Origin of the sequence: Serratia silvae (genome assembly GCF_023282985.1) — a bacterium.
Taxonomy (GTDB): Bacteria; Pseudomonadota; Gammaproteobacteria; order Enterobacterales; family Enterobacteriaceae; genus Chania; species Chania silvae.
This window is the reverse complement of record NZ_JAGQDC010000007.1, coordinates 58,739-71,785: the sequence shown is the minus strand read 5'-3', so window position 1 is coordinate 71,785 and position 13,047 is coordinate 58,739. Positions and strand designations below refer to the sequence as shown.

14 protein-coding genes are annotated in these 13,047 nt (G+C 54.3%); 8 read left to right on the top strand and 6 right to left on the bottom strand.

Features of this window, described 5'->3' with window-relative positions:
• Window positions 1-34: 34 nt before the first annotated feature.
• The 4 genes from KAJ71_RS10750 to KAJ71_RS10735 all read left to right on the top strand — a co-directional run bounded on the left by KAJ71_RS10750 (window position 35) and on the right by KAJ71_RS10735 (window position 4,017).
• The gene (locus KAJ71_RS10750) at window positions 35-1,405 is read left to right on the top strand and encodes an APC family permease (RefSeq protein ID WP_248945705.1); all 1,371 of its coding nucleotides are present in this window, start codon (window positions 35-37) and stop codon (window positions 1,403-1,405) included.
• Between the two features lie 93 nt (window positions 1,406-1,498).
• A complete protein-coding gene (gene yddG, locus KAJ71_RS10745; protein ID WP_248945704.1) occupies window positions 1,499-2,392 on the top strand; it encodes an aromatic amino acid DMT transporter YddG in 894 nt (297 codons plus the stop codon).
• An 85-nt stretch (window positions 2,393-2,477) separates the two neighbouring features.
• Window positions 2,478-2,750: a hypothetical protein gene (locus tag KAJ71_RS10740; protein ID WP_248945703.1), complete on the top strand. Its 273-nt coding sequence runs from the start codon at window positions 2,478-2,480 to the stop codon at window positions 2,748-2,750.
• 388 nt (window positions 2,751-3,138) lie between these two features.
• Window positions 3,139-4,017, top strand: coding sequence for a nucleoside-specific channel-forming protein Tsx (locus KAJ71_RS10735; RefSeq protein WP_248945702.1), 879 nt, complete (start codon window positions 3,139-3,141; stop codon window positions 4,015-4,017).
• Window positions 4,018-4,071: 54 nt separating this feature from the next.
• Here the strand turns inward: KAJ71_RS10735 and KAJ71_RS10730 are convergent, their stop codons facing one another.
• From KAJ71_RS10730 to hutC, 5 genes are all read right to left on the bottom strand, one after another.
• Window positions 4,072-4,254 carry a hypothetical protein gene (locus KAJ71_RS10730; protein WP_248945701.1) on the bottom strand — a complete coding sequence of 61 codons (183 nt, stop codon included), beginning with the start codon at window positions 4,252-4,254 and terminating at the stop codon, window positions 4,072-4,074.
• Window positions 4,255-4,741: 487 nt separating this feature from the next.
• Window positions 4,742-6,283: a serine hydrolase domain-containing protein gene (locus KAJ71_RS10725; RefSeq protein ID WP_248945700.1), complete on the bottom strand. Its 1,542-nt coding sequence runs from the start codon at window positions 6,281-6,283 to the stop codon at window positions 4,742-4,744.
• 358 nt (window positions 6,284-6,641) lie between these two features.
• Window positions 6,642-7,442, bottom strand: coding sequence for an N-formylglutamate deformylase (gene hutG / locus KAJ71_RS10720; protein ID WP_248945699.1), 801 nt, complete (start codon window positions 7,440-7,442; stop codon window positions 6,642-6,644).
• The gene (hutI, locus tag KAJ71_RS10715) at window positions 7,442-8,659 is read right to left on the bottom strand and encodes an imidazolonepropionase (RefSeq protein ID WP_248945698.1); all 1,218 of its coding nucleotides are present in this window, start codon (window positions 8,657-8,659) and stop codon (window positions 7,442-7,444) included. The genes hutG and hutI overlap by 1 nt, the downstream gene beginning before the upstream one ends.
• Before the next feature lie 196 nt (window positions 8,660-8,855).
• A complete protein-coding gene (gene hutC / locus KAJ71_RS10710; RefSeq protein ID WP_248945697.1) occupies window positions 8,856-9,611 on the bottom strand; it encodes a histidine utilization transcriptional repressor HutC in 756 nt (251 codons plus the stop codon).
• A 183-nt stretch (window positions 9,612-9,794) separates the two neighbouring features.
• Between hutC and KAJ71_RS10705 the strand changes: the two genes are divergently transcribed.
• From KAJ71_RS10705 to KAJ71_RS10695, 3 genes are all read left to right on the top strand, one after another.
• Entirely contained in the window at window positions 9,795-11,165 is a 1,371-nt protein-coding gene (locus KAJ71_RS10705; RefSeq protein ID WP_248945696.1) for a formimidoylglutamate deiminase, read from the top strand.
• Window positions 11,165-11,737 carry a HutD/Ves family protein gene (locus KAJ71_RS10700; protein WP_248945695.1) on the top strand — a complete coding sequence of 191 codons (573 nt, stop codon included), beginning with the start codon at window positions 11,165-11,167 and terminating at the stop codon, window positions 11,735-11,737. Before KAJ71_RS10705 ends, KAJ71_RS10700 begins: the two co-directional genes overlap by 1 nt.
• Window positions 11,738-12,028: 291 nt before the next feature.
• Complete coding sequence (locus KAJ71_RS10695; protein WP_248945694.1) at window positions 12,029-12,217, top strand: hypothetical protein; 189 nt, start codon at window positions 12,029-12,031, stop codon at window positions 12,215-12,217.
• On the opposite strand, the gene yniD is transcribed toward KAJ71_RS10695, so the two are convergent.
• Window positions 12,214-12,321, bottom strand: a complete 108-nt coding sequence (gene yniD, locus KAJ71_RS10690; RefSeq protein ID WP_248945693.1) for a small membrane protein YniD — start codon at window positions 12,319-12,321, stop codon at window positions 12,214-12,216. The genes KAJ71_RS10695 and yniD overlap by 4 nt on opposite strands.
• A gap of 337 nt (window positions 12,322-12,658) precedes the next feature.
• Here yniD and KAJ71_RS10685 point away from each other — a divergent pair, with 337 nt between their 5' ends.
• A complete protein-coding gene (locus KAJ71_RS10685) occupies window positions 12,659-13,045 on the top strand; it encodes an ASCH domain-containing protein (RefSeq protein WP_021178228.1) in 387 nt (128 codons plus the stop codon).
• The last annotated feature ends 2 nt before the right edge of the window (window positions 13,046-13,047 follow it).

Genomic DNA, 13,047 nt, shown 5'->3' with positions numbered 1-13,047 from the left:
CTTGGCGTACAGGACGCCGGTGAGGAATAACCCAATGACGATAAGTGCCATCGACGATAATGGCGCGGGCAAACCGCAACTGCGCAAGACATTGAAACTGTGGCAAGTGGTGATGATGGGCCTGGCCTATCTGACGCCAATGACGGTGTTTGACACCTTCGGTATCGTTTCTGGCGTGACGGACGGGCACGTTCCGGCGTCCTACCTGTTGGCATTGGCCGGGGTGCTGTTTACCGCCATCAGCTATGGCAAGCTGGTGCGCCAGTTCCCGACCTCGGGCTCGGCTTATACCTACGCGCAAAAGGCTATCAACCCGCACGTGGGTTTCCTCGTTGGTTGGTCATCGCTGCTGGATTACCTGTTTTTGCCGATGATCAATACGCTATTGGCCAAAATCTATCTTACGGCCCTGTTCCCAGAGGTCCCACCGTGGATCTGGGTGGTCGGGTTTGTGATCCTGATCACCGCCATCAACCTGAAAAGCGTCAGTCTGGTGGCAAACTTCAACACCCTGTTTGTGGTGGCGCAGGTGGCGATTATCGTGGTGTTTATCTTCCTGGTGATACGAGGGTTGCACAATGGCGAAGGGGTTGGCCAGGTGTGGAGTCTGCAACCCTTTATCAGTGAAAATGCTCATCTATTGCCTATCATTACCGGCGCTACCATCCTGTGCTTTTCGTTTCTGGGTTTTGATGCCGTTACCACGCTGTGTGAAGAAACGCCTGATGCCGCCCGTGTGATCCCGCGCGCTATCTTCCTTACCGCACTCTATGGTGGGGTGATCTTCATCACCGTGTCGTTCTTTATTCAGCTGTTCTTCCCGACGCTGGAGCGTTTCAAACAACCTGATGCGGCACTGCCGGAAATTGCGCTGTATGTGGGCGGCAAGCTGTTCCAGTCCATCTTCCTGTGTATTACCTGTATTAACACCTTGGCTTCTGGCCTGGCTTCCCACGCTAGCGTGTCCAGGCTGCTGTATGTCATGGGGCGCGACAATGTGTTCCCGGAAAAATTCTTTGGTTACGTGCACCCTAAATGGCGCACGCCAGCGCTTAACGTGTTGCTGGTTGGCTTGGTGGCGTTATCGGCATTATCCTTCGATTTGGTGACGGCGACCGCCCTGATCAACTTTGGTGCGCTGGTGGCCTTTACCTTCGTCAACCTTTCGGTGATCAGTCACTTTTATATTCGTCAAGGGCGCAACAAGAGCTGGAAAGACCGCTTCCATTACCTGATTTTGCCGCTGGTGGGAGCGCTGACGGTAGGGATTTTGTGGCTGAACCTGGAAAAAAGCTCCTTGACCATAGGGCTGCTGTGGGCGGCGCTTGGGTTTGGCTATCTGGCCTATCTTACTCGTCGTTTCCGCCAGCCGCCGCCGCAGTTGGAGCGACAACCTCAGCAGTAAAGGTATGGGCGCAGCGCAGCGCCCTTTCTTTTTCCCCGGTAGGGCAGTAGAGTAAAAAAACCGTATAAAAATAACTAATTGGATCCTACGCTAATGCTTCCGTTGTCCGCTTCCCATAAAGCCACCTTGCTCGGCCTGCTGGCCATTGTGTTATGGAGTAGCGTGGTTGGCCTGATCCGCAGCGTCAGTGAAGGGCTGGGGCCGGTAGGCGGGGCGGCGATGATCTATAGCGTGGGCACGCTGTTTCTGCTGGTGGTGATGGGCATTCCCAAGCTGCGCGAGTTCCGCCGTTCTTATCTGATCCTCGGCAGTCTGCTGTTTGTGCTGTATGAGATCTGTCTCTCATTATCACTGGGCTATGCCAGCAACCGCATGCAGGCCATTGAGCTGGGGATGATCAACTATCTTTGGCCCTGTTTTACCGTGTTGATGGCCATCCTGTTTAATGGGCAAAAGGCCAAATGGTGGGTGGTGCCAGGCTTGTTGCTCTCCCTGTTTGGTATCGGATGGATCATGAGTGGCAGCGGCGGTTGGTCGCCAGCGCAAATGCTGGCCAACGTGCACAGCAATCCGTTGAGTTACGGGCTGGCGTTCAGCGGTGCGGTGATTTGGGCCATTTATTGTAACGTGACCAAGAGGATCGCCCAGGGTAAAAACGCGGTGGTGCTGTTTATCACTTTGACCGCACTGGCACTGTGGCTGATCTATCCTTTCAGCAATGAAAGCGACATGCACTTTAATCTGCCGGTTGTGCTGGCGTTGTTGTGTGTGGGGACGGCGATGGGAGCTGGCTATGCCGCTTGGAACGTCGGGATCCTGCATGGCAATATGACGTTGCTGGCGACCGTATCTTACTTTACTCCGGTGTTGTCATCGGTTTTTGCCGCCGTGGTACTCAGCACTGCGCTGACCCTTAACTTCTGGCAGGGGGTGATGATGGTGACGCTGGGATCGTTGATTTGCTGGCGGGCCACCCGCGTCGACTGAGGTCTATTTTTTACCTGCGCAGGCGGCAGAATAATGAATTGCGAGCTAATCTCAAGGTAAGTGTTATGCCAGAAGGAACGGGAAAATGAGAAAAGATATTCAATTTATTCAGCAGCCAGCGCTTAATGGTCACAGCTTTAGCACCGGCGATATTGTTCGCCTGACCACCGCTAACCTGCCGCATGAATACCAGTTGGATGTGATGATCCTGCGCCGTGACGACAAGCTGATCCATGGCTCGGTAGTCGTGGCCTCGCCGAAAACCGATATCCCGGTCAGCCAATGGGAAATTGCCACAGGTGATGAGGTGGTGTTCCGGCAAGAGAACATTGCCAAGGCCGTACCCGGAGCCCGCTGAAAAAACCAACCAGTTCGCCATGTAGGGGCCGCACGCTGAGCCTATCTACCACTAAGCCGACATAAGCGTCGGCTTTTTTACGTGCTTCTTAACTCCAGGTTAAAATTTACTGTCGAACACAAACACACCAAAAATCGCCTTTTGAAATTTATCGATATGATGAAAATCACATCAAAAATGTTTTGCACTGCAATTTATTTTATAAAATGAGAACGCAATCGATTACTCGATGGTAAAATGCCTGACTGGATCACAGATTATTACAGTGAGAGCTTTCTATAATGCGCACGGCAACCAGCAAAAGGTAACCGTTTGTTTACAGCAGGCGTCGCCAGACTCATATCATTCTAACGGGCAGGGAATGGCCCACTCAGCATGTGGTAATAAAATGAAGAAAATAGCTCTCGCAGCAGGTGTGCTTCTCTCCGCGTCTTTCAGCCCCGCTTCCATGGCGGCAGAAAGCAAAGACAGCCAGTATCTTTCAGACTGGTGGCATCAGAGTGTCAACGTAGTCGGCAGCTACCATACCCGCTTCGGGCCGCAGCTGAACAATGACGTGTATCTGGAGTATGAAGCCTTCGCCAAGAAAGACTGGCTGGATTTCTATGGTTATGTGGACGTGCCAAAATTCTTCGGCACCGGTAACACACCAAACCGTGGTATCTGGGACAAAGGCTCACCGCTGTTTATGGAGATCGAACCGCGTTTCTCCATCGACAAACTGACCGGCACCAACCTGGGCTTCGGGCCGTTCAAAGAGTGGTATTTTGCCAACAACTATATTTACGACATGGGGCGTAACGACGCCTCCCGTCAAAGTACCTGGTACATGGGGCTGGGCACCGATATCGAAACCGGTCTGCCGATGAGCCTGTCGATGAACATTTATGCCAAATACCAATGGCAGAACTATGGTGCGTCCAACGAGAACAGCTGGGACGGCTATCGCTTCAAGGTGAAATACTTTGTGCCGTTGACCGAAATGTGGGGCGGCAACCTGAGCTATATCGGTTTCACCAACTTTGACTTTGATTCCGATCTGGGCAGCGACGACTTCGTGGTGAATGGCCGCCAAGCGCGTACCAGCAACTCTATCGCCTCCAGCCACATTTTGGCGCTGAACTACGATCACTGGCATTACTCCTTCGTAGCGCGTTACTTCCATAACGGTGGTCAATGGCAAGATGGGGCGGATATCGGTACGCCGCAGGGGCCAATCAAGTCTACCGGCTGGGGTTACTACCTGGTTGCCGGTTATAACTTCTGATTTTCCGTGGTATCAGAAACAGGAAACCCCGCGCTGGCGGGGTTTTTTTTATCATTATCTCAGGTAACTTTCTGTGGGAAAATGTTTAACCGGCATAACCAATTTGCCCTTGATAACGTAGCACTCATTATCGATCCACTTGAGGATTTGCTCATGGCTGACACCTTCAAATTGCGCATAGCGATAAATATCACCATTAAAGTGCAGCTGGATGTACTCCATCAGCGTCATGTACATGGGTATAACTCCTAAACGCCCAGAGATAGCGGTTTCGCCCCGCTGAGTGATTGAGGTTTTCAAGGTCTGAATGTAAATTATTGGCAACAAAACAGCAACAAAAAGCACTAAGAAGAGGCGTGTTGGTAGTGAAAAGTAGTAAAAGAATTCCCGCACAGCTCGGCGGGAAATTGAGTAGTATCATTTATCGATGACATAAGATGGGTTTTGAGGTGCAACGAAAAAGAGCAGGTTTACTCATTTTTGTGGCTCATTCAAATTACTGGATGGCTTATTTCGCTGCAAGAAAAATCTACGCTGTTTGTTCGGTTATCGTGAGTAGTTTTGAGCGTGAACAAATTTTTGTCTTTTGACCCTATTCTGTTTTTAAATAACTGGCGTGAATGATAGGTCGAGCCGTGGCCTGCTGGTTGGGCAAAGAGGTTAAACGGGGCTGCATGCGGCGCCCCTACAAATACACGGTGAACCTGTCAGCAGCAGTTCCAATTCACGCGCGGGCGCTGATGTTCTTTTTGAACGTGAGTACCCGGCTACGGCTGGCGATCAGATCGACCTGGTAACCGCGGAAATAAAGACAAAACCGATTCAAGCTGGGCCCATCGTTGCTTTCAACCAATATCCTCCCATCCCCCAGCGAACTCAGGGTGCCGGTTTGCATCGCCGGGCCGACCCCGATGTGGATCTGGTTACCGCAAATTTCGAACGCGGTGCGGTATTGTGGATGATACCAGTGCCCCTGAACCTGCTTGAGACAAATCGCTTCACTTGCCACCGGTACCGGTAGAAAGCGGCGTGCAACGTGGCCAACTTCACCTTCTACGGCTTCCCCCGTCCACTTTAGGCGCATTGGCTGATGGGCTGAGAGCGATACCGCATAACCATCTGCACTTTGATATAACGGTTCGTTGGTTCCCAGATATGCCACGTTGCCCCCTTTAACTTCCAACCAGTAAGGTTCCGCCCGAGTGGCGTAGATCCCATCAGGGATCGCCGTGCTGCGTTGGGGCAGAGGTTCATTCAGCAGCTTTGCCATCACCTGTAAAATGATGGCAAAGCTGTCACAATCTTCACGATTGGCGACCAGTAGGGCACCGGCTTGGCGGTCTGGCGCTAGCAGAAAATAGGTCTTATAACCTGCATGAGAGCCGCCATGGCCCAACAATGTCTGGCTGCCAAGGGGCGTTTGCGCCAGCCCTAGCCCGTAACGGCTGATTTGGCCCTGGCTGAGCCGACGTGGGGTACTTAACTGCGTCAGAATCCCTTTGCCAGGGCCGCTATTGGCCAGCAGGCACTGCAACCAGCGGGTGAGGGCATTGGCGCTCCCTGCCAGGCTGCCAGAGGCGGAGAGATGCAAACCTGCGCTGGTCTGCTGCCAACCTTTGGCCGTGTGCCAATAGCCAGGAGCCAGCCCTGGCACGACATCAAACCAGCTTTCTGGGGCTTGTAGCTGCACGTCCAGAGGGCGAGCCAGATGTTGCTGTACCAGCGCATCGAAACCGTATCCTTTAGCCTTCAGCGCCGCCTCTACCAAACGGTAGCCGGTATTGGTGTAAGTGATCTCAGTGCCTGCCGGATAGTTGAGCCTGGTTAAACCATGGATAAACTCCATCACCGGCTGGGCCTCACTCACGGTGTTGAGCGAGACGCCAAGCAGCCCCAGCGTTTGTCGAATATCTGGCAGCCCGCTGGTCATGTCTAAAGCCTGGCCTACGGTGACCTCCGCCAGTTGTCCCTGCATTTTCGGCAGTAGATTGCCAAGGCGATCATCAAGATGCAGGGCGTTGTCGGTGGCATTGAGGGCTAGCGCGGCAAAAATATGTTTGGTGATGGAGGCATAGCGCACCACGCTATCGGCGGTAAAGGGATCGCGCCGTGCCAGATCGGCCAGCCCAGCGCATACCACCGCCTGGGTTTTATCTCTGTCAAACAAGGTGATAGCCCCACCGGGTTGGCCTTCGGTTTGCCAGCTTGCCAACAGTTGAGTGGCGGCTGCCTGTGCGGCGCGCCAGTTTAGCGGGGTGTCAGACATAGTTTCCTCCTGAGATAATGAACGCCACACATCATTGTGGTCTGGCACATACAAATGTCTACCACAGCCACGGTGCATAAGTGGTTGGCGGGTATGGTAAGGGTGGTCTTTCAATCCCTGATTTCTGCCGTATGGCAGCTTGTAACGGGTGGGCATGGGATAAAAGTGGCCCAATTGTGGCGCAAGGAAAAAGTCACGGGCCGCTGTTTTGTGCGCAGTTCAGACCAGTGGGCAACCTTTCCATCAAAATTGGGATGCAGTACTCAAATTGCCATGGAAAGGGCTAGCAAGGCCGGAGGAGGATAAGACGAAAACAAGGTCAACTCCGGCGCGATAGCGGCACCGGAGTGGGAACGGATTAACGTTGCTGCTCACCCCAGGCCAGCATGCTTTCGATCATCTGCTGCAACAGACGCTGTAAAGGCGCGGCTCGGGCGGCATCAAATTCGAATGTTTGCTCGGACATATAGTTCACCTGCGCCAACTCCAACTGCACCGCGTGCTGGTTTTTCTGGGGTTGACCATAGGCACGGGTAATGTAGCCCCCTTTAAAGCGTCCGTTGAGCACGTGACTGAACTGTTGTTGCTGCTGACAACAGGTGACCAGTCTGTCACTCAGTGAGGCGGGGCAGCTTTCACCACCATTGGTGCCCAGGTTGAGATCGGGTAGTTTGCCGTCGAACAGGCGCGGTATCACGGAAGCGATCGAGTGGGCGTCAAACAGTAAGGCATAACCGTGTTGGGCTTTTAGCCGCATCAGTTCGTTTTGTAATTGCTGATGGTAGGGCTGCCAAATATTCTGCAGGTATCCGGCCCGTTCTTGGTTAGAAGGAGCGGCGTCCGGCAGGAAACTGGGGCGGCCATCGAACAGCACATCCGGGAACAGACCGGTGGTGGCGGTCGTATAGAGCGGTTTGTCATCAGCCGGGCGGTTGAGGTCGATCACCAGACGCGAATAGTTACCCACCAGGATGCTGGCACCCATTGCACGGGCAAAATCGTACAGCCGTGGGATATGCCAATCGGTGTCTTGCAGGGGGCGGGCCTCATCGGTTAGCCCTTTCTCAACCGCTGGCGTTAAGCGGGTACCGGCATGGGGAATACTGATCAACAGCGGCAGATGGCCGCTCTGGAACTCGAAAGGATCGCAAATCTTCATTAACGGACTTCTCCTCGGAAAATCACCGTGCAGGGCAGTTGTCCGCCCAGCCAGTAAGCCAGCTCTGCCGGGCGTGCCAGCGGCCAGTGAACGAAATCAGCTACTTTGCCCACTTCCAGTGAGCCGTGGGTTTCTTGCAGGCCCAAAGCCTTGGCGGCATGCAGTGTTACGCCTGCCAGTGCTTCTTCCGGCGTAAGGCGGAACAGGGTGCAGGCCATATTAATCATCAGACGCAGCGATAGCGCGGGCGAGGTGCCTGGGTTGGCATCGCTGGCAATGGCCATCGCCACGCCGTGTTTGCGGAACAGCTCAACTGGCGGGCACTGCGTTTCGCGTAACAGGTAGTAGGCACCGGGTAACAGCACCGCCACGGTTCCGGCTGCCGCCATCGCTATCGCGTCTTGTTCGGTGGCATATTCCAGGTGATCGGCGGAAAGGGCATGATGCCGTGCTGCCAAAGCGCTGCCTCCAAGCGCCGAAAGCTGCTCTGCGTGTAGTTTGACCGGCAAGCCAGCTTGCTCTGCGGCCGCGAAAACTCTCTCAACCTGTTCAGGGGAGAATGCCAAATGTTCGCAAAACGCATCTACTGCATCTGCCAGACCTGCTGCTGCGGCTTCAGGGATGATGGTATTGCACACCAGGTCGATATAGTCGTCACTGCGTCCGGCATATTCTGGTGGCAAGGCATGAGCGGCCAGGCAGGTGGTTTTTACTTCGACCGGTAATATTTCTGCCAGGCGACGCGCCACGCGTAACATTTTCAGCTCGCTTGCCAGCGTTAAGCCGTAGCCGGATTTGATTTCTATGCAGGTGACACCCTCGGCCAGCAAAGGTCGCAGGCGGAACAGTGCTTGTTCCAGCAACAACTCTTCTTCCGCATCGCGCGTGGCCTTGACCGTGGAGATAATGCCACCGCCCTGAGCGGCGATCTCTGCGTAGCTCACCCCGTTCAAGCGTTGTTCAAACTCACCGCTGCGGTTGCCGCCAAATACCAGATGGGTATGGCAATCCACCAGGCCGGGGGTGATGATGCCACCATCAAGCTTCACCGTTTTGGTTGCGGTCAAGGCTGGCATGGCGGCCTGTTCACCCATCCAGACAATCTTGCCTGCGCGCACGGCAATCGCGCCGTTGCTGATGATGTGATACTTGCCGTCACGCATGGTGACGATATCGGCCCCGTGCCACAGGCTGTCGCAGTGGATCTCAGACGTCATGGTGTTCCCGCTCCCACATGGTTGTATATACAATTAAAAACAACCTAGCGCATTCGCTGAGCGGGGACAAGAGAGGGGATAAATATTTGTTACCAAGATGTGATGACACGCGAAAAAGGCAGGGTTTAGCGGTACAGGAACCGGCCGTAGGGGCGCTGCATATACTGCGCCCACTTGGTAGCACGCTCTGTCTAACTCAAACCTGATTGGTAAAACGGCCAAACAGCTGATAGCGGCTGCCTGGATAGAGCAGGCGCGCAGAGGTCACCACCATTTTGCCAGACCAGGTGCGACGATGGATCAGCAGGCCCGGCTCGTGGTCTTCCAATTGCAGCAGTTCTCGCTCCTGTTTGGTTGGCACCACGGCTTCGACAATATGTTCACCTGCGGTCAGCGGAGCGGATTGGGTCAGGTAAATATAGGGCGTGACCCGATCGAAATCCTGCTTCATATAATCAGGGGCGGCCAGCGGGTTGACGCAGCGATCTTCCACCTGCACCGGCACGTCATTTTCATAATGCACAATCTGCGAGTAGAACAGCTGCTGGCCCGGCAGGACCCCCAATGCCGTCGCCTCCTCTGCGCTGGCTGGGCGGGCGGTCAGCTGCAAAATTTTACTGCTGTGGCGGTGCCCACGGGCGGCGATCTCATCGGCGATATTATGCACTTCCAACAGCGCGGTATGTGCCTTGGCCTCGGCCACGAAGGTGCCAACCCCCTGCATACGGATCAAAAAGCCTTCGCTGGTCAATTCACGCAAGGCCCGGTTGATGGTCATGCGGCTGACGCCCAGCTCGCTGACCAGTTCACTTTCCGAGGGAACGCGTTGATGCGGCTGCCAGTGGCCCGCACGGATTTGGCTTACGATGGCCTGCTTGACCCGTTGATAGATCGGGGCGGGGGTTTCGCTCATTGCTGCAGCCAATTGCAACACGGTCTGTTGATCTACCACGACGTTAACCTCGTCAAATAAAAAAATAATAACACCAGTTTACTGTTGATGTTGAAGATACGTATATGTATATACAAGTAAGCATCCGTTCACCAGATGAATGAAACTGGTTTACAAATATTTTACCTGCACGGCGTGATAGCCGTGCGTTCTTAGCCGTTACACCTACTTTGGAATACTGCTATGTCTGCTTATTTTGCCTCTCGCGCGCTGCTTCCGACCGGTTGGGCCCACAACGTACGGCTCGAAGTTGATGAGCTCGGCCAATTGACCCAAGTGACCACCAATGCTGACCCTGACGGTTGCCTGCGCCTGCACGGTGATGTGGTTCCGGGCATGCCGAACCTACACTCTCATGCCTTCCAGCGCGCGATGGCCGGGCTGGCTGAGGTAGCGGGTGATCCGCAAGACAGTTTCTGGACCTGGCGCGATCTGATGTATCGCCTGGTTCAGCGCTTAACTCCGGAGCAGGTTGGGGTTATTGCCCGTCAACTGTATATCGAAATGCTCAAAGGCGGCTACACCCAGGTTGCCGAGTTCCATTATCTGCATCACACGCCGGAAGGAAAAGCCTATGCCGACCGGGGTGAAATGACCGGGCGCCTCAGTGAGGCAGCGCTTCAGGCAGGCATTGGCATGACGCTATTGCCGGTGCTCTACAGCTATGCCGGGTTTGGTGCCCAGCCTGCGCAAGCGGGGCAACGGCGCTTTATTCAGAGTGCGGAGAGCTACCTCGAACAGCAACAGGTGATAGCTCGTCAACTTGCTGGCCAACCCTTGCAGAATCAGGGGTTATGCTTCCATTCGCTGCGGGCGGTTGAGTTGGGGCAGATGCAGCAGATCCTGGCGGCCTCTGACCAGAGCTTACCGGTGCATATACATATTGCGGAGCAGCAAAAAGAGGTCAACGACTGCCTGGCCTGGAGTGGTCAACGCCCGGTGGCCTGGCTGTATGAACATTTACCGGTGGATAGCCGCTGGTGTCTGGTGCATGCCACTCATCTGGATCGTGAAGAGCTTGAGCAACTGGCGCGCAGCAAAGCGGTAGCCGGATTATGCCCGACCACCGAGGCCAATCTGGGTGACGGCATTTTCCCTGGCGACAGTTATCTGCATCACCAGGGGCGCTGGGGGATTGGTTCGGACAGCCACGTTTCCTTAAACGTGGTGGAGGAGTTGCGCTGGTTTGAGTATGGGCAGCGGTTGCGCGATCAGCGCCGTAACCGACTGACCACGCCAGAGCAGCCCGCCGTGGCAGACGTGCTGTATCAGCAGGCATTACAGGGTGGAGCTCAGGCTTGTGGTACGGCAATCGGCAAGCTGGCTGTTGGCTACCGTGCAGACTGGCTGGTGTTGGATGGCGACGATCCTTATCTGGCGTCTGCGCCCGATGTTTCTATCCTCAACCGCTGGCTGTTTGCCGGAGGCAAAGAGCAGATCCGCGATGTGTTTGTTGCCGGTCGGCAGGTGATTGAGCAGGGGCGCCACGCGTTGCAACAGCAAAGCAGCGCTGAGTTCCTACAGGTGTTGAAAACGTTCCAACAGGAGGCGTGATGAAACTGAACCGTTTCGATTTTGCCGATCTGCCAGTCAGCCCTTGGCGCAATGGCGGCGGTGAAACCCGCGAAATTACCTGCCAACCGCCGGGTAACGCCGAATTCGGCTGGCGTGCCAGCATTGCCACTATCGCGCAGGATGGGCCTTTCTCGGCCTTTAACGGCATTGACCGTTCCATCACTTTGCTGGAAGGTGACGGCGTGTATTTGTACAGCGAAGGCCAGATTGATCACCGGCTGCAGCGTATCGGTGAGCCGTTTGCCTTTTCCGGGGATGTGGTGCTAGAGGCCAGATTATTAGGCAGCAGTAGCCAGGACTTCAACATCATGACACGACGTGGCCACTATCAGGCGCAGGTACAACGCATTGTCGAGACCATCGGGCTATCGTTACAACATGCCGGTGTGTTGTATGTGTTGCGGGGGGAATGGCAGTTACCAGACGGCAGCTTGCTGGCCGCACGCCAGGGTTGCTGGTGGCTCCCGGGGGATGGCCCGCTGCGGCTGGTGGCTCAGGGCAATGATGCGCAGGCCTTATGGGCCGATATCGTGCCTGCCACGCTGGTGTAGGGGCGCAGCATGATGTGTCTCTACGGTTTGTAAACAATCTGGACTATTCCTGTTACTCTCCCAAGACTGACGTGAGAATATAACGCCAGAGAGGCCGGGCTTGCATACCTTGGGCTCTTACAGGATCGCCAACCACTTCGGTTGGCGATTCACTTTCCATCTTTCAGCATGTTGGCCACCCGTCAGACCACAGAGAAAATAAAACCGGAAGTATAAAAATTACCCCATCAGTGTTTCTTCTGGTTTTTATATTCAATACTGGTTTGGTCAAATCAATGGGAGGGCGAAACCATGAAACTGGTCGAACAATTAGCGGCTTATTATCAAGTTAGCCGGCATGCCGAAGTTAAAAATCGCTGGTGCCGCTGGTGGCTACCACAAGGGGAGGCCCGGATCGCCTATTTGCGTGAACTGCTGGAGCCGATGGCCAAAACGCCTGCTGCCCGAGCGGGAGAGGTGGCCAAAAACACGCAGGATTAACCGAAGGCGATAGCCGCCCAGCGCAATAACAGCAGGGCGAGACAAATCAGCACCAGGATCACAAACATTTTCCAGTGTTTGGTACGCATACGCTTGGTTGGCAATTCGGGGTTCCTTTTTTCCTTTAGATGTAGAGATACCCACCACTCAGACCGATAAGGGTGATGGCCATAAATGTGATGATTCTCAGTAAATCACTGAAGGTGTCATCGGGATCTTGCTCTTTTTTGTTCATTCTACTGTCCTGGCTGGTTGACTGCCATTGAGTACATCTTGATCCACAGTATGAATGCTGTACTGCGATACGCACAGAACTTTACCGTAAAGTCAGGTAAAAAGCAGGGACTGCGAGCCAGCGCGGTAACGTGATGGATGCGGACATGAGGGGATACGGTGTAATATTGCCTGAACACCTGTGACTCAATCAATAAAGGTAAAGCAATGGCCATTCCTGAAAAGTATGAAAATGTAGAACGTTGGGCGTTTGGTGATACAGAACAGCAGGCGGATGAGTTGGTGAAGTTGGTGCTGGATGGCGTCAAGACCGCCACTTGCTCCAATCTGGATGGTGAAGGTATTCCGCAACCTGGCGATGTCTTTGTGGTGGTGGACGGCAAAAATGAGCCAGTGTGTGCCATTGAGCTGACGACGGTAGATATGAGTACCTATGAGCAGGTGGATGCGGCTCATGCCCTGGCGGAAGGCGAAGGCGACCGCTCGCTGGATTACTGGCGCAAAGAGCACAAACGCTTCTTTGAAGAGTATGAACTGTTCTCACCGGACATGACGCTGGTGTTGATGCACTTCAAGGTTATTGAGAAGTTCTGAGT